Annotated in this window: 21 protein-coding genes; 8 read left to right on the forward strand and 13 right to left on the reverse strand. The window is 44.2% G+C overall.

Features of this window, described 5'->3' with window-relative positions:
* Positions 1 to 20: 20 nt before the first annotated feature.
* The 8 genes from Q4563_RS05285 to Q4563_RS05320 all read right to left on the reverse strand — a co-directional run bounded on the left by Q4563_RS05285 (position 21) and on the right by Q4563_RS05320 (position 6022).
* On the reverse strand, positions 21 to 464 hold the full coding sequence (locus Q4563_RS05285) for a response regulator (protein WP_215978188.1): 444 nt from the start codon (positions 462 to 464) through the stop codon (positions 21 to 23).
* Positions 461 to 1888: a sensor histidine kinase gene (locus Q4563_RS05290; protein WP_303603893.1), complete on the reverse strand. Its 1428-nt coding sequence runs from the start codon at positions 1886 to 1888 to the stop codon at positions 461 to 463. The genes Q4563_RS05285 and Q4563_RS05290 overlap by 4 nt, the downstream gene beginning before the upstream one ends.
* A 58-nt stretch (positions 1889 to 1946) precedes the next feature.
* Positions 1947 to 2168 carry a histidine kinase gene (locus Q4563_RS05295; protein WP_215978190.1) on the reverse strand — a complete coding sequence of 74 codons (222 nt, stop codon included), beginning with the start codon at positions 2166 to 2168 and terminating at the stop codon, positions 1947 to 1949.
* On the reverse strand, positions 2169 to 3491 hold the full coding sequence (locus tag Q4563_RS05300; protein WP_303603853.1) for a sigma-54-dependent transcriptional regulator: 1323 nt from the start codon (positions 3489 to 3491) through the stop codon (positions 2169 to 2171).
* A 351-nt stretch (positions 3492 to 3842) separates the two neighbouring features.
* The gene (locus Q4563_RS05305; RefSeq protein WP_303603854.1) at positions 3843 to 4307 is read right to left on the reverse strand and encodes a hypothetical protein; all 465 of its coding nucleotides are present in this window, start codon (positions 4305 to 4307) and stop codon (positions 3843 to 3845) included.
* Positions 4307 to 4597 (reverse strand): hypothetical protein, encoded by a 291-nt coding sequence (locus Q4563_RS05310; RefSeq protein ID WP_215978194.1) that lies wholly within the window; start codon positions 4595 to 4597, stop codon positions 4307 to 4309. The genes Q4563_RS05305 and Q4563_RS05310 overlap by 1 nt, the downstream gene beginning before the upstream one ends.
* Before the next feature lie 39 nt (positions 4598 to 4636).
* Positions 4637 to 4798: a DUF1328 domain-containing protein gene (locus Q4563_RS05315; protein ID WP_215978195.1), complete on the reverse strand. Its 162-nt coding sequence runs from the start codon at positions 4796 to 4798 to the stop codon at positions 4637 to 4639.
* Between the two features lie 171 nt (positions 4799 to 4969).
* Entirely contained in the window at positions 4970 to 6022 is a 1053-nt protein-coding gene (locus Q4563_RS05320) for an AI-2E family transporter (protein ID WP_303603855.1), read from the reverse strand.
* A 327-nt stretch (positions 6023 to 6349) separates the two neighbouring features.
* Between Q4563_RS05320 and Q4563_RS05325 the strand changes: the two genes are divergently transcribed.
* The 3 genes from Q4563_RS05325 (at position 6350) to Q4563_RS05335 (ending at position 8866) form a co-directional block, all read left to right on the forward strand.
* A complete protein-coding gene (locus Q4563_RS05325; protein ID WP_303603856.1) occupies positions 6350 to 7000 on the forward strand; it encodes a BON domain-containing protein in 651 nt (216 codons plus the stop codon).
* A gap of 73 nt (positions 7001 to 7073) precedes the next feature.
* The gene (locus tag Q4563_RS05330) at positions 7074 to 7619 is read left to right on the forward strand and encodes a ferritin-like domain-containing protein (RefSeq protein ID WP_215978198.1); all 546 of its coding nucleotides are present in this window, start codon (positions 7074 to 7076) and stop codon (positions 7617 to 7619) included.
* A 191-nt stretch (positions 7620 to 7810) separates the two neighbouring features.
* On the forward strand, positions 7811 to 8866 hold the full coding sequence (locus Q4563_RS05335) for a CNNM domain-containing protein (RefSeq protein ID WP_303603857.1): 1056 nt from the start codon (positions 7811 to 7813) through the stop codon (positions 8864 to 8866).
* Positions 8867 to 8871: 5 nt separating this feature from the next.
* Here the strand turns inward: Q4563_RS05335 and Q4563_RS05340 are convergent, their stop codons facing one another.
* Entirely contained in the window at positions 8872 to 9255 is a 384-nt protein-coding gene (locus tag Q4563_RS05340; RefSeq protein WP_303603858.1) for an STAS/SEC14 domain-containing protein, read from the reverse strand.
* Positions 9256 to 9405: 150 nt separating this feature from the next.
* On the opposite strand from Q4563_RS05340, the gene trxC reads away from it, so the two are divergent.
* Positions 9406 to 9840, forward strand: a complete 435-nt coding sequence (gene trxC, locus Q4563_RS05345; protein WP_303603859.1) for a thioredoxin TrxC — start codon at positions 9406 to 9408, stop codon at positions 9838 to 9840.
* A gap of 141 nt (positions 9841 to 9981) precedes the next feature.
* On the opposite strand, the gene Q4563_RS05350 is transcribed toward trxC, so the two are convergent.
* Complete coding sequence (locus tag Q4563_RS05350) at positions 9982 to 10695, reverse strand: PRC-barrel domain-containing protein (RefSeq protein WP_303603860.1); 714 nt, start codon at positions 10693 to 10695, stop codon at positions 9982 to 9984.
* A 381-nt stretch (positions 10696 to 11076) separates the two neighbouring features.
* On the reverse strand, positions 11077 to 12858 hold the full coding sequence (locus Q4563_RS05355; RefSeq protein ID WP_303603861.1) for an alkaline phosphatase D family protein: 1782 nt from the start codon (positions 12856 to 12858) through the stop codon (positions 11077 to 11079).
* A 257-nt stretch (positions 12859 to 13115) separates the two neighbouring features.
* Here Q4563_RS05355 and Q4563_RS05360 point away from each other — a divergent pair, with 257 nt between their 5' ends.
* The gene (locus Q4563_RS05360; RefSeq protein WP_215978204.1) at positions 13116 to 13304 is read left to right on the forward strand and encodes a hypothetical protein; all 189 of its coding nucleotides are present in this window, start codon (positions 13116 to 13118) and stop codon (positions 13302 to 13304) included.
* Between the two features lie 229 nt (positions 13305 to 13533).
* On the opposite strand, the gene Q4563_RS05365 is transcribed toward Q4563_RS05360, so the two are convergent.
* A complete protein-coding gene (locus Q4563_RS05365; RefSeq protein WP_303603862.1) occupies positions 13534 to 14355 on the reverse strand; it encodes a Stf0 family sulfotransferase in 822 nt (273 codons plus the stop codon).
* A 673-nt stretch (positions 14356 to 15028) separates the two neighbouring features.
* On the opposite strand from Q4563_RS05365, the gene Q4563_RS05370 reads away from it, so the two are divergent.
* The 3 genes from Q4563_RS05370 (at position 15029) to Q4563_RS05380 (ending at position 17947) form a co-directional block, all read left to right on the forward strand.
* On the forward strand, positions 15029 to 16006 hold the full coding sequence (locus tag Q4563_RS05370; protein ID WP_303603863.1) for a putative oxygenase MesX: 978 nt from the start codon (positions 15029 to 15031) through the stop codon (positions 16004 to 16006).
* 28 nt (positions 16007 to 16034) lie between these two features.
* Complete coding sequence (locus Q4563_RS05375; RefSeq protein WP_303603864.1) at positions 16035 to 17063, forward strand: methionine synthase; 1029 nt, start codon at positions 16035 to 16037, stop codon at positions 17061 to 17063.
* Positions 17064 to 17158: 95 nt separating this feature from the next.
* Entirely contained in the window at positions 17159 to 17947 is a 789-nt protein-coding gene (locus tag Q4563_RS05380; protein ID WP_303603865.1) for a sulfite exporter TauE/SafE family protein, read from the forward strand.
* Positions 17948 to 18092: 145 nt separating this feature from the next.
* Here the strand turns inward: Q4563_RS05380 and Q4563_RS05385 are convergent, their stop codons facing one another.
* Entirely contained in the window at positions 18093 to 19055 is a 963-nt protein-coding gene (locus tag Q4563_RS05385; RefSeq protein WP_303603866.1) for a tetratricopeptide repeat protein, read from the reverse strand.
* Positions 19056 to 19058: the final 3 nt, after the last annotated feature.

Here is a 19058-nt window from a genome sequence, read left to right on the forward strand (position 1 = left end):
TGTGTATGAATTAGGGGCAATTATGGCAACTCAACGAACTCTACCCAATAACGTCCCAATGTACGCATTAACTCAACCAACACATCAAAGGTAACAGGCTTAGTAATATACGATGCGGCCCCTTGATCATAACCACGCAACATATCCTCTTCAGCCTTAGAGGTAGTAAGAATCACAACAGGAATACGCTTTAACACGGGGTCCTTTTTGAGCTCAGCTAATGCCTCTCGACCATCCATTTTGGGCATATTTAAATCGAGCAGAATTAAACCGGGCAGTGGATGCGCTGTGCGATCGGCGTATTTATGATCACCGCGTAGGTACTCTAATAACTCCACTCCATTTTCAACAAAATGTAAATCATTTAAAACTCGACTTTCTACAAGGGCCTCAGATGCCAACAGGCGATCATCTTCGTCATCATCTGCCATCAAAATAATCAGTGGTTTCTTTTGGCTGTTCATTCTACGTCCTCCAGTGACTCTAAATTAACTTGCTTACTGGGCAAATCAAACTGAAATGTTGCGCCTTTACCGGGCGCGCTAATTGCCACTATAGTACCACCATGGCGCTCGATAATCTTACGACACAACGCAAGGCCTATTCCCGTTCCTTTATATTCATCTCTACCATGCAATCGTTGAAATAAGTTAAACACCTTATCGGCGTATTGCTCATCGAAACCGATACCATTATCCACGAATGTAAAACGCCACCACTGCCCAGTAAGCTGCTCATACTCATCGCCCAAATCAACCGCCTCACAAGTAACGGCAATGCTTGGGTTAACGCCTGAACGCCTAAATTTAATGCTATTACTTAATAAGTTCATCATTACTTGCCGTAACTGTGAAGCATCGGCATAAATCTCTGGAAGCTCACCCACCTCAACAACGGCACCAGAATCCTCAAGCGCAAACTCTAAATCTTCTAGAGCACCGGCCACTACTTCATTGAGATCAACCAGCTTAAAAGGTTCCTGCCGTGTGGTCACCCTTGAAAAACTAAGTAAGTCATCAATTAGCTGTGACATACGCTCTGAGGCAGCATGCATTCGTTCTACATAATCAGCGCCACGCTCATCTAGGGACTCTTTATATTTCTGCCTTAGTCGATCACCAAAGGCTCGAATTTTTCGCAGTGGCTCCTGCAAATCATGTGAAGCAATAAAAGCGAACTCTTCCAGCTCTCGGTTACTTCGCTGTAGTTCATCTGAATACTGCTCTAAAGCAAATGTACGATTAGCCACTTTTTCTTCTAATTCATTATTGGCTTTCTCAATCTCGTAATTCAATAACTGTATTTTCCGTGAGTGCCTATATACTGAGATGAAAATCCCTATCGCCAATAGCAAGCCTACAACATTAGTCGCCATTAAAACTGAAAATATTATTTTTCTGTCTTCTGTTGCCACAGTGCGATTATCATTTAAAAGCTCACGCTCTTCAGCTGCCATCTCACCAATTAAAGTATCGATCTCACGCATAAGTTCGATACCCACATCATTCTTTAATTCCTCAATTGCTTCACTTCTTTGCCCCAAATGAACCAAATGAACTTTTTCTTGCATTCGATCAATTTTTTTATTAATTAATATCTTTAATTTATCAAACCGTATTAGCTGCTCCGCAATTTCAGTATTTGAATTTGACAGCTCTTGTAGCAACCGATCAATATCTTCCATGGCTTTGTGATAGGGCGCCAAATATTGGCCATCAGCGGTTAGCAAATAACCCCGCTTTCCTGTTTCCGCACTGACCAGTGATGCTTTTAGATCTTGCACAAGCGCCAAAACCTGCAGCGTATTACTAATGCTTAGGTTGTTATCGTGCAACACACTAATTGATCGGTAGGCTGACCCCATGCTGGCAAGAAAAAACACCACCACTGAAATCAATACCCAACCCCATGTTCGCGTACTGTAATAATGTGAACTCATTACGTCGCTACTCATCAGGGCTAGACTTGGAATCTTTTAAATAACTTGACAGCACATCTAACGATTGACTGCAGCGTTTGCACTCGTTCACAATCGTATCAAATATAGCCATCGCTTTTTCTTTATCATTGATAGTTTCTAATGTTAATTTACCCAATTCCGCATTCACAGAAATATTATTCAATGGATTGCGAGCGTCGTGAATTAACTTCTTAACGTCTTCATTCATTTAAGCTGTCTCCTCTGAATAACTATTTAATCGGTTATACAGAGTTTTTAAGCTTACCCCGAGAACTTCCGCCGTTTTCTTTTTGTCGCCATCGTAGTGTTTAAGGGTGGATTCAATTAATTCCCGCTCAACATCTTCAACAGTTTTACCTACTGTTATACCCGGGCTGCTATTTTCAGCCTTAGAAAATGGTGACGTGAAATTTTCAGGAAGCACCAATAGATTTGTCGTAACATCCGCCATTATGTAAGCCCTATGAATGGCATGGCGAAGCTCACGAACATTACCTGGCCAATCATAGGTAGACAAACGCTCTAAAGATTTCTCATCTACACCGATATCCGATTCATATTCACGATTAAAGCCTTTGATAAAATGCTCTACCAATAATGGGATATCTTCTTTTCTTTCACGCAACGGAGGAATTGTAATGGGGAAAACTGCCAATCGATAATACATATCTTCGCGCAGACACTTTTCTTCAGCTAGTTGCGCTTCACTGCGATTTGTAGCGGAAACCACACGACAGTTAACATTAATAAGCTCCGTACCGCCGATACGAGTCAGCTTTTTAGTTTCCAGGACTCTAAGTAAATTGGGCTGTTGATCAATAGGCATTTCGGTAACTTCATCGAGAAATAGTGTTCCTCCATTTGAACGCTCAAAAACACCTTCTTTGCGTTGTATTGCACCGGTAAATGCTCCCTTTTCATGACCAAACAGCTCACTACCAATAAGCTCACTGGTTAAAGCACCGCAATTGGCCGCAACTAAGTCTCCTTTGACTTGGCTGGCTGAATGAATGGCCGAAGCCACCATCTCTTTACCAACACCACTCTCCCCCATCAACATGACGTTAGCTTTGGTTTTTGCCACACGTTCAATTTGCTGATAAAGATTTGTCATAGGTTTTGATTCACCGACTAAGCAACCAAAATGTAAGTCTTTATCAGAATTTAACTCAGCAATACTGCTAGTAGTGGTATCGAGAGCCGCCTTGAGTTGCTGAAGGTCAATAGGTTTTATCAGGTAGGATATATTGGGCCCTAACAAATCTTTAACTAACGACTTGACCGACGGATGCCCAGTAACCAATGTCACACTACAAGAGTTATGATCTTCAATAGATTCTAATAAATTGAGACCGCTACCATCGGGGAGTATCAAATCCAGAATTAGATGATCAAAACTTTGACGATTCAATATCTCTTTAGCGCTAGAGAACGATGTTGCACTGGCCACAATATGGCCAAGCATTTCTAACAACTCACGAGTCGTATTAACAAATGTTTGATCGTCATCAACTAACAGTATTTTCGCCACAACTAATATTCCCCAGTAAAATTTTTATAGCGCTCCTACTTAAACCGCTGCTTGGTTATTACATTGCGATTTATTGGGCGCACAATCAGACTTATTTGTTAGTCTAAACTAAGCATGATTTATGCACAAACGTTATATACATTCCATTTTATAACTAGGCGATAATAATATAATTAGAGAGCTAACGGTATTTTTCTAATTAAAGGAATAAGACCTTTTCTGTATATTCCTTTCGTTTTGACGCGTGCGAACAAGACACCAGATGAGAACCCAGCAACCATCAAACAAATCAATAACCGCCTAGGGCCAATTTTAATTCCTGCTTCCCTCATTTGCAGACCTAAATCCTTCTTAATCTCTTGAATTTTCGCTTGGCTTTTTTTGCTCTTTTTCACTTGTCGCACGTTGAACCCCTTCAATTAATGCCCTGATATTTTCGCGCGTATAGGGAAATGACATCCAGTGCTTAGATCGCTTTATATATAACTGCAACAAAACAAAGCATAAAGCTTGTAAAACCGTAAAACTTGCTATACCTATGACAGCACTATCAGAAACTGCATAAACATACATACCGACTGTACTGCTCAAACCCAACCAAAAAAATAACAATATAGGAAGGCTTAACAGCCACGCCATAATCAATTTTGGCAGCGTAGTGATAAGTTGACGCGCCTCTAGCCCGGCTAGAGTAGCGCCCTCCTCCAGCAACGCAATTAATGTTTTACCAATGGCAACATAATCCTGCCCGGTAGGATCGACACTCTCGGTCGAATTCTGCCGGGCCGAGGATGACTTATCTAACTCATCAGTCATTAAGATTCTCTGCGCGGTACTAACAAGCGAGAAACCAACCAACCAGCAGCAAAGGCAACACCTACAGCCACTACAGGCCGTTCACGCAGAACATTCTCTGCACGCAGACCATAGTCTGTCGCTTTAGTTTTACCTTCGTCCAATGCCTCTCTGGCTGTTGCTTTACCGGCTTCAGATAATGATCCGAAAGCTTCGTAAACACTGGTTGAGGCCTGTTTAATTTGATCAATTGCCTCAGCAACTTCTGCACTTTCTGATGAATTCGCTTTCTTAGTAGCTTGAGTAGCCATAACTTATCTCCTTAGTTTAAATATAAATTTCGCAGACGGTTACGGGCGACGGCGCCCAAAAATAATCGACAAAATAAACAGGACGAGAAATACAAAAAACAGTATTTGGGCAATACCTGTTGCCGCACCTGCAATACCACCGAAACCCAAAACAGCTGCGACTAACGCTATGACAAAAAACAATATTGCATAACCTAACATCTTAACCTCCTAAACATTGCTGTGTATCAAAGTACTTTCAATCTTCATGCCAATAAATATATTCTATACACATCAACGACTTACAAGGGTTTCATCATATGGAACTTTGCACATTCTGCAATTTTTATCACTCTTACAAGCTTTCAGACACTTCAATATCCACAGGTAAATCTATTTACTTTTAACGACTCGCTCCCAACCACCTATTAGATTGAGCTGCGATGCCAGTATTCGACAGCACATTAACAACGGAATGGCCAATAGCATGCCTACCGCACCCCACAACCACCCCCAGAAGAACATCCATAAGACAACAAACAAAGGATTCACGTTAAAGCGCTTACCGAGAAAGGTAGGTGTTACAAATTGACACTCGATAAAATTCAATGCTAAAAAAGCACCAGGCACAATAAGTGCCTCTTGAATATTGTAAAATTCAATGTAGCCTACGCCCGTTAAAATGATGGTGATGACCATGGGGCCTATATAAGGTGCAAAGTTAAGCATAGCGGCCAACGCCCCCCACAATAAGGCGTCTCTAACGCCCAGTGCGTACATTGCTAAAGCCGTACATATTCCTAACAACATATTAATTAATGAGATCACTAACACATAACGAGAGACATCGGTTTTTGTAGTATTAAACACTTTTAGAGTGGCTTTTTTAGAAGCCATTGTCTTTTGAAATCGAACAACATTTCGCGCCAAGTCTTCACCGAACGCTAAAAAGAAGTATGTAATCACAACAATTGCCAGCAGCTGAATAAAGACCATTACTGTCGTTTCTGCCATCAGCGCAATTAGACTATCGACTGAGGCATTAACCGCGGTACCCACTGCCTGCTCTCCCGACCCCGACACACTTTCACGCAATGCCGATAAAGGCTTAGCCACTCCCCCTACCTCTGTCTTTAATCGGTGCAGTATATAAGGGACGGTTTGCAACCAACGGCTGGCGGGCTCCACCAGCAAATTCAATACATAAGCTATGCAATTTATTAATAAACCAATAATAAAAACTGACCCTATTGGTCTAGGTACCCGCAATATCTTTAATAACTTTACCAGCGGACTACAAAAAAGCGCCACAAAGCCCGCCACCAAAATCGGTACAAATAACGATTTAGCAAAATACAGTGTATACACCACAGCCATAACACCGAGAATGCATAATGCAAAACGACCGTTATCATTGCTCTCTTTATCTATCCAAATATTTTTCAACTGACTTGTCATTCGAATATCCGTGTATAGTTTGATCCGCCTATCCTGTCGATAACCGCTACCGACCCCAATAAGACCTTAGTGCTATTTTCATACCAACATCAGAACCCCACTTAACGCATATCTTCAGCTTTAATACGCAGGTCAGCCGCCGCTGGGTTATAGCTTTTACATTTTTCTTGCAATTAATACCCAAAAATCATCCATTTAGTTTATAGCGCCTAGTCTTATCAGCCTTTTTACTGCTCTTACCGCACCCTCATACAGTTGGCACGATTTCAGCTTATAGGCCACCGACTATGTTTTTAGCTATGAAGGAGATAAATCATGAATTATCTAACCAAACAAACAGTACTTTCGACTTCTATCGCAGCCTTAATGACCGCATCACTAGCACCTACAGCCAGCGCCGGAAACTCGACCTATAAAGAAAAACGAAATGCCGATGAATACTGGTCTGAATTTAAACAAGATGCCGAACAATCATGGGACACCACCAAAGTGGCATTTCGCGATGGCTGGATCGAAGGCAAACTTGAAACAGCTTTGATTATGAATGAGCACTTGAACCCATTCGATATCGACATCAGCGTGGACAACAATGTCGCCACTCTAGAAGGCGACGTTTCCAGCGATATTGATATCGAGCTTGCCAGTAACATTGCTCTAGGTATCGAAGGTATTGATGAAGTTAAAAATGAATTAACCATCGAAAAAGAGTTAACAAATTCAGACCAGGAGGAAGGTCGCGATTTTGCTCAGTATGTAGAGGATCTAAGCACTACAGCTGCAATCAAGTCTCAACTAGTGGCATCATCTAATGTAAGCGCACTGGACGTTAACATTGACACCTTTCGTGATGAAGTAACCTTACAAGGTAGAGTCGATACTGAAGCCGAAAAAGAATTGATAGAAGCCATTGCGGCCAAGCATGACGGCGTAGAGTCTGTTGATAATCAATTGAAAGTTCAATCTTAATTTTTTTTGCGGAAAGTTTACCCTGCCACAGTCGACTTATAGAGATTAAACACACCCATATATGGAGAAGACCATGACACAGACAGCTTTTATACATGACTTGCAGGCACGAAAACAGAAAGCCAAACAACATATGATGCGCGGCGCGGTTACCGAGGACTACACTAACGACCGCGAAGTTATTGTTAAGATGCTTAACGAAGCATTAGCCACTGAACTTATTTGTGTTCTGCGCTATAAAGTTCACCACTTTACGGCCAATGGCCGTGGCGCACGCGATGCCGCTGTCGAGTTTTTGGAACACGCTCAAGAAGAACAAGAACACGCTGACAAGTTAGCCGAGCGTATCTCGCAATTGGGTGCCGAGCCTGAAATGAACCCTTCGGTTCTGGCTGAGCGCTCACACAGCGATTATCACAGCGGTGGTGATACGATAGAAATGCTCAAAGAAGATTTAGTGGCAGAGCGTATAGCCATCAGCAGTTACCGCGAAATGATTCAGTATATCGGCGACAAAGACCCAACCACACGCCGGCTGTTAGAAGATCTATTAGCTCAAGAAGAAGAGCATGCGGACGACCTGGTTGATTTACTGGAACATATCGGGGCCGATGTTTAATAGCTGTGTTAAAAGTTGCATTCCTACCCGAGCTAAATGGCGGCTCTCACACACCTATCCAACTGGGCAATACTGGCCTTAAGGATATCCCCTAGGCCATATTTGCCCAGGTCCTAAGCAGGCCCCTTTACCTTTCAAGTTTGCACCGAGCCTGCTAGGCTAGAGTAGCGCTCACTAACAAAGGTATGACTGTGACACTTTTACTGTTTTATATTGCTTTGGCGTTGGGCGTCTCTTTTTTGTGCTCTGTTGCCGAAGCCGTGCTATTAAGCGTTACCTCGGCCTATTCATCGCTCTTGGCACAAGAGGGGAAACGCTCGGGCCTACTACTAAGCAAGCTGACTCAAGATGTAGAGCGCCCCTTGGCGGCCATACTCACCCTGAATACCATTGCCCACACCATTGGCGCGGCAGGCGCCGGGGCCCAAGCCACTGTTGTTTTTGGTAACGCTTATCTGGGCCTCTTTTCAGCGGTGCTGACTCTGCTGATACTCGTCTTGTCTGAAATCATCCCCAAAACCTTAGGCGCTTACTACTGGCGTCAACTAGCTCCTCCGACGGCCTTTGGCTTATATTATTTAATTAAACTCCTCACGCCTTTTATTTATCTATCCGAGTTATTAACTCGCCTGATCACGCGCGGAGAGCGAGCAGGCGCGGGCCTCAACCGTCAAGAACTGGCTATTGCCGCCGACATTAGCAGTGCAGAGGGGCATTTAGATGAAAATGAAAGCCAAGTCGTCAAAAACCTGCTAGAACTACGCCAAACTCCCATCCGAGAGGCAATGACTCCCCGCACCGTACTGTTTAGCGAGCCATCTAACAGCAGCCTTAGCGAGGTCTTTAATCGGCATAAAACCATCCCCTTTTCGCGCATCCCTATTTATGATGAAGAACCTGATAACATTACCGGTGTGGTACTGCTTAGCGACTTATTATTAGCCCAGGCTCGCGGCGAGGTAGGTCAACCCCTTAGTCACTACCGGCGCGAGCTGCCCGCTCTGCTAGATGCCATGCCACTGACACAAGCTCTGGAGGAATTTCTCCGCAAGAAAACGCATATGATTTTGGTTGTCACCGAATTTGGCGATGTATTGGGTATTATCACTTTAGAGGATGTACTAGAGGCGCTGCTCGGCCGGGAGATTGTCGATGAAAATGATAAAACTCGCGACATGCAAGAGCTAGCCCGCCGACAGTGGCGCAAACAAAAATCCCGCCAACACGCCGGCGATGTAAGTCCGTAATATTCTCAACGCTCCAGCAGCCAGACTATGGCTGCTTCTTGACTCTCGAAGTATTCAACCTCACCCGATACAAACCAACTACCGAGCTTTGCCGCCACTTTTTGCCAACGTTTATTGCCTAAAATTGCAATCTTATGAAAATGATTATTGTGCTTAAGGCCGATCTTAAAATCATCCCAGGCGGCCCGAGCTTCCCATCCTTCCAGCTCTGTGCCATCAATCAGCACATTCACCTTAGGTGAGTTAACAGACTCAAGAGCTGAATCTATAAACGGTGTTATGATTTTATAATCGGCATGGGTTAATGTACCCACGGCTTTAAGGGAGAGAAAAAAATCACTGCCCACCCGCTCCATACCAATACTTATGCCGTGCTTAATCGAATTCATAGACTCATCTCCAGAGTATAGGGGTTAGTATTACCTCCATTTTTAGCTCATCTCCGAGCACATTTCCACACATCTATACTTACAGCGATAAACCTTTCAGACGCTTCGTCACTTGTTATAATGCACCCTTGCATATAAAGAGGAATAACCATGGCATACCTGCAAACTCTCTGCGCCCATTGCCTGACCGCCAACCGGGTGGATGATTCTCGCCTAAGCGAGGCCCCCAAATGCGGTAAATGTCACAAGTCACTTTTTACCGGTCAACCCATTAGCGCTAACGACGCGCAGCTTACCCGCTGGCTATCGCACGAGCAGCTTCCCTTAGTGGTGGATTTCTGGGCCGAATGGTGTGGCCCCTGCCAGAGCTTTGCCCCAGCATTTGCACGAGCCGCGGAGCTTGAGCCAATCGCGCGCTTTATAAAAGTTAACACCGAGCAGGCTCCGCAATCAGCGGCGCAATTTCAAATTCGCAGCATTCCAACCCTAATGATTTTTCAACAGGGGAAAATACTCGATCAACAAGCCGGTGCTCCGCCCTATCCGCAATTTCTGCAATGGTTGCATCAAACTCTATCGCACTAACCGCTAGCGTCACCGTAGACGGGAAAGTAAACTTGCCGAGCTACTTGACCGCGCAGCTCGGCACTTCTGGCTCAGATATTTCACACCTGTGGCACTGTCAATCATCAGGACCTCTGCGCAAGCAACTTTTTGCACCTGCCATTAAGAGTGCTCATCCTCTGAGTACTCAGGCAAATTATCCAACCGGTGTTCAGTTAGGGGCGTATTCCAAACAACATGGTCGACATCGATACGCAACTCACGAGCATCAACCAAGACGTCTTTATCGCCAATACCCATAAAACCACCAATGCTCACCACAACGTTTTGCACCTTGCCATCGTCGACAATCACCTTCTCAACTTCGCCCACAATATCTGCCTGTCGATTGATGACATTAAAACCTTCCACACGATCAGCGTTATCGGCCGGCAACTGATCTACCGTAACAGCCGCTTTGGCCTGCATGTCGCTCTGGCCCTGAAAGGTTCTTTCAGCCGCACGCTGACGCTGATCACCCGCTTGATACGCAACCTCGGCATCCTGCGACTTAGCAATATCACGCGCGATAGTCCGTGACAACTCGGCATACTCTTGCGGCTCTAAAACGTCATCGCCATTTTTATCGAAGCGATTTAGGGTCGTGCTCTTATCTAAATGTAGCGATTCAAGCTTTGCGCCGTATGCGTCTTTTACCTCTTGCCAGTGTAAACTGCCACTGGTATCACGATCGACCTCATTAAACGATATAGGTGATTGAATCTGCTCAGAAGGGGTACCCTCTGCTGCCTGAGCGAGTCCACAGGTAGCAAAAACAAGTGCCGCTACCGACACACGAGTCCGTTGAGCAACTGTCATTTTCCGAGAAATATTCATAGCAACTACCTCCAACGTCATTAAGACAAATTAGGGAGTTACGGGCTAAATGTCTGCCGCAATACACAGCTTTTAATCCGTAAACCCAATCTCTGACTTGCTAGTCGCAATTGCTATGCCAAAATTAAATTTAACGCACCCGTGTGAAATAGCTCACATTCACACCCACTCGGCTGGCACTCACCTAAATAGTGGCTAGAACCATTATTAATTTAACACCGCTTATTGGAAATAATTACAACGATTGACGAATAATTTTTCTAATATGCAAAGGGAGTCTGTAAAGGCTGGCAATACTTGAATCACTCAAAAGTAAAAAGTAGAAACCACAAAAAACGCCGGTATTACCCGGCGTTTTAGATTTTACTTTTTCGAAAATGACTAACTAAAGTGATATGGATTATCCGCCGATACCGTCATTTCCTGAGTTCTGGAGGCTTGTAGGCTGTAGTCACTGTCTTGTACCGAGGTGACAAACTCCCAGCGCGCGATAATACGCTCGTGGGTAATGTCCAGGGTTAGCAGGCCACGGTCAGCACTATTCAAATACTTCAGCCCCTCCACCAAATTGACTATTCCCGCTTCGGTTTGCGCGTAAGCGTCAGCCGGTATGGCTAGGTACTCCTCCAACCCCGGTGAGCTTACCGATGAGGTGGCCAATTCTACCGCTGCAAAATTGCCATCGGCATCGGCAATTTCACTGGCCCATGCGTTATGCGTATCGCCAGCCAGCACCACCAACCGTGCGTTAGCCTGGCGGGCCATGGCCAACACCTGTTCGCGCGCATAGCCATAACCGTCCCAGGCATCCAGGTTATAAGGGATACTGGGCGCTTGCAGTAAGGCCACAACCTCTGGCGTAAGGCGCTCTTGGTTAGCCTGTAAATACGCCAGCTCATCAGTACTGAGGCTCGGATCGCCCTGCTCTGCACGCGCCGCTAATAAAGCCAGCGCGCCCAACTCGGCGTAATCCGGAATACTCATTTGCTGGGTGGCAATGGCAAAAGGTAAATTCATTCGCCCCATTAAAACCTGTTGACCCAACATCTGCCAGGTTGCACTTGAGGTAGTCAAAGCCGCAGCCAGCCAGTCGCGCTGCGGCGCGCCTAATAGCTCGCGAGCCGGATCGTTTATATCGGCAAACAGCCCGGTAAAGTCGAATGTGCCCGTCTGAGCATTAAAGTAACTGCCTGTTTCCAGAGGTTTAGCCCGCGCTTCGTTACGGGTATCGAGCATCAATAAATTTACCAGATTGCCCCACTCAAATTGACGATAAATACTCGATGGCATAGCCAGGCCGTCGCTGTCGAGTGCCCCTTCCGAGCGAATAGGCAACCACTCAAAATAGGCCCGCAGTGCCGCCAATTTGCGCTCGACAAAGTCGCCCTCGCTTGCGTCGTGATTTTCTGCGCCGTCGATGTAGGTATCGTTGGCGATTTCGTGGTCATCCCACACCACTAAAAACGGTGCCGAGGCGTGAGCCTTTTGCAAATTTTTATCTGTTCGGTACTGTGCATAGCGGGCACGGTAATCATCCAGCGACAGGATCTCGCTGGCCGGTAAAACTTCCCGGTTCATTTGCGCTGCCATGTCCGATGCATAACCGTCGCGTCCATACTCGTAGATGTAATCGCCCAAATGCAGCACTAAATCTACACTCTTATTGGCAATTTCGTTATACACATGGAAGAAACCCGCCGGATAGTTTGAGCAAGACACCACAGCCAGTGACAGCTGCTCCGCACTGTTATCAGGCATAGTACGTGTACGCCCAACAGTAGAGGTGGTACTGGCCGTTTTAAACCGGTAATAATAATGTGAATCTGGCGACAAGCCCTGTACATCCACCTTAATGGTAAAGTCGCGAGCAATATGAGCCTCACCCGACCCCTCGGCAATGATATTATTAAACGCTTGGTTATCGGCAATCTCCCAACTGACCCGCACCGCCTCTGCACTGCTATCGGCAGGCGTCACTCGCGTCCATAAAATAACGCTATTGGCTAATGGGTCACCCGAGGCCACCCCGTGGGCAAAGGTGCCCATTCCTAAGTTTTCACTATCGTCACTGCCGCCACAACCACTCAGCGCCGATGTCACATACACACCACCAAGGCCCACTAAACCGTTGCGGATAAAACCCCGCCTAGATACATCTGGCATATATCACCCCAAAGCTTCAGTAAATAATCGATTATTACCGGTATTGGTGACATAGGTGTGACAGACATCACTGTGCAATGTGACAAACTCGGGAGATTCCAGCAAAAATTATTAGAAATGCACTACCAATTTAAGTCATACTTGTTATATAAAGATAAGATTACAAATAACAGCAGCCCGGATATTGAATAAACCTGATACCGACACCATCGTTGGTAAATATGGCCGAAAAGGAAATCACAAGTGGGAGAAAATATATGCGAAGTATCAACAAATTTTCAGCATTGAAAACCGCTATCGCCAATGGCGATGAAACCTCCGTTAAAGATTTATTAACCGATGAGCCCATGGTTGAGCTCGAAAAGTCTTACCTTATAGACCTCGCTGAACTGAATGGCAACTCAGTGATTGTAGAACTGCTAAAAAACGTCCCCGTTAAGAAGTAAAGCAAAATTATTATCGTGGGTAGGCAGACTCGTTATCTATATTATGCCTACTATAGAAATACAGATTCATTCCCTCATCCCAAATTTGTTACTGCGGATAAAACGTTTGACTCACTCACTTAGAAAAAATTATCGGAATTCACAAATCAAAGTCTGGCGCCGCACGCTCGACACCAGATCAGAACAGCGTTACTAATATTTTATTAAGTATTTCTGAATTTTTTATATATTAGTATTTATTAGAAATATTTCCAATACGGTTTTCTTGCTTGAATCGATCTTCGAAAGATTGGTTTATAGTGTCCGCCTGTTTAAGCAATTTCGAGCCATTAATATTTAGAGTTAACCCTATATTAAAAAAACCTAATGCCCTGTAAATATTTCCAAGCTCTTGTTCCGTATTATTACAAAAATCCTCGTACGAAACTTCTACCGGATCTATTGAGTGTTTAAGAAAAAACCCCTCAAACTCTGCATTAGAGCGGACAATTTCTTTAACAAACCTATTAATTTCTACCGGATTATAAGATATATCATCACTATTAATTTTACTTTTCTGTGTAGACATCCACTGTTTGGTTTGCCTTGCTATGGACAACGAAATCGCTTGAGCAACCACATTCTCCCGTTTCATATGAATAATGCGCGCCTGCGGAAAACAATTTTCAAAGACACCAGTTGCAGCCAGCCAACTTAGTTGACCAAAGGACGCTTTAGCACCAAAAGCATGCCCGTGCTCAGTAGTGCTTTCAACCAGCCAAAACAAATAATCAGAGAATCTTTTAAAACCATGTTTTTTGGATTTTTCTATGACCATATCGGCACATAATGATTCTCTTGCCGGAGAATATCTGGCATCACCTGCAATCACTTCGGCCAAATAATTTGATCCCGAACGGTTAGTAAAACCTAAAATATAGTGCTTATAACGGGAGAACCGGTCATCAGGCTCCCTAACTATCACATTCTCTAAACCAAAATACTCAACAATTTTCATTCCATGTGGTGAAATATTATAGGGGATACCGTACATCCCAATATCAGAGTTCATGCATACAAACCTTATTTAAATAATAAAAACAATAACAGCAGAATTTTTAAGCATTAACTATTTATTAAAAATAGTTATTATAATGTAATTCTATCACCTTGCACTTATTATGATATAAACAACAAAAGACCTGCCCTGTTATGCCTACCAAGACTACCTCATCACGTCACCTAACCTAGTCTCAAGCGATTAATCAGGCAGGTTATTGCGGTTAAATTAATCCCGCCATTGATGTGATTATTTATTCGACTTAAGTAACTCTTAACATCTAATCAATGGCATCAAATCGACTCCGTTGTATAACTGAGGCTAGCATAAGAAATAAAAGGCGCAGCAACTCAGCTCCTAAATATCAGTGCTTATGAAGCTTGAACTGGGACTCCAGCGCCACCCTGCCCCACCAAAACACGTAGTGCCTAAACCAGCAACCTCACAACACCATACCGCACCGCCCCAATACATGAATATATATAATGAATACATTAATATACATCATTTTTATTCATGCATTCATTTCGGTATAAATAGCCCCAGCCCTTCGCCATCCATACTTCGCCGCCAATATGGGCATAGCCCGCCGACGCTTAGACAAGCTGCCAACGAGCGAGACCAAAGGGCCTTAACGGAACCGCAAATAATTTCGATTTACACACTAAATGGATGATAAGCGACGATGAATCACAACCTTACCTTTGCGATTAAACGCATTTGTTTCGATGAAAACTATCAACCTGCAGACAGCACACGCGTTACAACCAACTTTGCCAACCTCGCCCGAGGCGAGCATCGTCGGCAGAACCTGCGTAACGCCCTAAAAATGATCGACAATAGCTTTAACGCCCTAGCACACTGGGACAACCCAAACGGGGACCGTTACAGCATCGACCTAGAAATTATTTCAGTCGACATGAAAGTTGAGAGCGAAAATCGCAGCTTTCCGTCAATAGAAATACTAAAAACCATTATTAATGACCATAATGAAAACATCCGCACAGAAGGCATCGTAGGAAATAATTTTTCGTCCTATGTCCGTGATTATGATTTCAGTATCGTGTTACAAAATCACAACAAAGGTCAGGATAAATTTACTATTCCCGAGAACTTTGGCGACTTACACGGCAGTATTTTTAAGCAATTCATAAATTCAGAAGCTTATAACAGTAACTTTTCTAAACCTCCGGTTGTCTGCTTAAGCGTTTCCGATAAAAAAACGTACCACCGAACAGAAAATCACCATCCAGTTTTAGGCTTTGAATACCAGCCCACCGAATCTTCATTGACGGAGAGATACTTTAGAAAAATGGGCCTGCAAGTTCGCTACTTTATGCCGCCCAATAGCGTTGCTCCTTTGGCATTCTATTTTGTAAATGATTTACTGAATCAATACACCAATCTTGAGTTAATCGGAACCATCAGCACTATGGAAACATTTCAGAAGATATATCGGCCTGAAATTTACAACGCTAATGCGGTAGCCGGAAAACTCTATCAGCCCAACTTGAATAATGTTGATCACTCATTAACAAAAATACAATACGATCGTGAGGAACGAAGCCGTTTGGCGATTAAACAAGCCAAGTTTGCTGAAGAATATTTTATTAATCCTTTTAATTCGGCTTTAAAAAACCTCACTGACAATCACACACTTTAAAGAAACCCATAAACTGACAAAAAACGCCATGAAACAGTTATTACCAACATCAACAGCAGGAAGTTTACCTAAACCTAGCTGGCTTTCCCAGCCAGAGACACTATGGTCTCCCTGGAAACTCGAAGGAAATGCCCTAACCGAAGGTAAGAAAGATGCTTTACTAGTCTCATTACAAGAACAACAGAACGCCGGCATTAACATTGTCAGTGATGGTGAACAATCTCGGCAACACTTTGTAACCACTTTTATTGAACACTTAAGCGGTGTTGATTTTGAACGACGAAAAACCGTAAAAATCCGCGACCGCTACGACGCCAACGTACCCACTGTGGTGGGGGATGTTCATCGCTCCAAGCCAGTTTTTGTTGAAGATGCTAAATTTCTTCGCCAACAAACCAAACAGCCAATAAAATGGGCACTACCTGGCCCAATGACAATGATCGACACGCTTTACGACGACCACTATAAGAGTCGTGAAAAGCTCGCCTGGGAATTCGCCAAAATATTAAACCAAGAAGCCAAGGAGCTAGAAGCAGCGGGGGTAGATATAATTCAGTTCGACGAACCCGCGTTTAATGTATTTTTTGATGAAGTCAATGATTGGGGAATCGCGGCACTAGAAAAAGCTACTGAAGGCCTAAACTGCGAAACAGCTGTACACATTTGTTATGGGTATGGCATTAAAGCCAATACCAACTGGAAGAAAACACTTGGTAGTGAGTGGCGCCAATACGAAGCAACATTTCCTAAATTGCAGGCCTCTACTATCGATATGATTTCTTTGGAGTGTCATAACTCTCGAGTGCCTATAGAGTTAATTGAACTGATTCGCGGTAAAAAAATCATGGTTGGCGCCATTGACGTTGCCACGAACATCATTGAGACACCCGACGAAGTCGCCAACACCTTGCGCAAGGCGCTGGATTTTGTCGACCCTGATAAGCTTTATCCTTGCACCAACTGCGGCATGGCTCCCTTATCTCGCGAGATCGCCAGAGGTAAACTTAACGCCTTAAGCGCCGGCGCAGATATTGTTCGGGGCGAACTCACCCGATAAAACTCATCGATTTGTTATCGAAGACCCCGGTTGTATTTTCACGGGGTTCCAACCTATTACGCTAGATTGCTAACACTGACATATATGAGGCACACATGTCCTTCTTTTTACTTTATTTAATGGTGGGGGCTTTCGCTGGGCTCATGGCCGGTCTGTTTGGTATTGGTGGTGGTATGGTCATTGTGCCTGTACTTATTTTTAGCTTTATCGCAATTGGAATTTCACCCGATGTTCTCACCCATATAGCAGTCGCCACCTCTCTAGCCAGCATTGTATTCACCTCTATCAGCTCAGTGTGGGAACATCATCGCAATAAAGCCATTATTGGCCGTATTGCAAAACACATGACTCTAGGGTTAGTGCTTGGCACCAGTGTAGGGGTATTCTTTATTAGCTCTATACCCGGCCCTGTATTACAAAAGCTGATCGGATTTTTCGCGCTAATACTGTCACTAAAAATGCTCTTAAACTGGCAATTACCCGGGCAAGGTAAAGAGCCGGGGGCGATTGGGTTGGGCATAGCCGGTGGTGTAATTGGTTTTGGCTCATCGTGGTTTGGTATTGGCGGCGGTACGTTCACCGTACCCTACCTCACTTGGCTACGCATCGATATGCGTAAAGCGGTTGCCACCTCTGCCACCTGCGGCTTACCAATCGCACTCGCCGCCACTTTCGCTAACATAGCAGCAGGATGGAACCACGATGACTTACCACATTGGAGTACAGGTTTTGTATATTGGCCTGCGGTATTAGGCATTGCCATCACCAGTGTACCTTTCGCACGCGTAGGGGCAAAACTCGCACATTCGCTAGACTCAGCCCTTTTGAAAAAACTCTTTGCCGTGCTGCTTTTTATCGTCGGCGTTCGATTTATTGTTTTTTAATGCGAATAAAGAATACTAGGTTTGCTATAGACGGGTGAGCACATCACTGATTTATAGCAAACCTGACAGCCAGAGCTGTTACCTTAAACCCTCTCTTAGTTGATTATGTAAACAATAAAACCATTGCTATTTATTGGGATAGCCTCTATTCGGTGTTTTCCACTCTTGTAATCAATTTAGTTAACCGGACGATAAACTCTTCCGCACTTTTATCACCCAATCGTTCTGCAATACGCGCACTATCGATCGCTTTATAGTATTTCTCTAAGTGATAGTAAGTACCAGCGCGCGCTCCATAGGCCTCTGCGGACTCTGGATTCCTCGCTATAAAGTCATCCCAAAACTGTACAATCTCTTCAAGTTTTGCCTGCCTAAATAATGCAAAGTCGAGCCATCGGGCATAATCGATATTGTCAAAATTAATGACGATCAAATGACGAAACACCTCTTCGGCTGCCGCGTTCTCGCCCAGTGCTAAGTGTGAGTATCCCTTTAAGTACTGAGCCTTCTCATCGTATTTTGGGGTCTGCTCATTAACCAAGTTACGAGCCTTATTTTTATCAACACCCTTAAGCTGAGGGTGTTCATATTTACGCAGCAGCAGTGTCCTAAATTTTTGTATGCCCTCATCTAGGGGGTTCAAGGCATAGGCTCGCTCAATATCAGCCAACCCATCAGTGTAACGACCAAAATAATATAGTGCCTTCGAGCGCCAGTAATAGTAGTCAGCTACATCTGGCTGTAAATAGATGGCTTTAGTGAAATCGTCAATCGCCTGGCTGTACTTATCCAGCCAATAATTGGATCGACCGCGATAATACAATGTCACCGGATTAGGCCCAAACTGCAAGGATTGATCAAAAATTTCCAGCGCCGACTGATATTCCTTCTTTATATATAATAAATTACCGCGCTCAAACAGTTCATACCCAGCCAGTTCTCCAAGCTTAGGATTAATCGTTGAATCTAGCGGCTGATTATTAACAAAATCGCTAATCTTCTGCCACGAACCACCCCAACGAGGCGACAGGTTGAGGATATAGCCGCGCCTAACAATATAATTATGAGGGTAAATTCGATTGGCGTTTTGTAGTGCCTGATATGCCATCTG

The organism is Gilvimarinus sp. 1_MG-2023 (genome assembly GCF_030548285.1).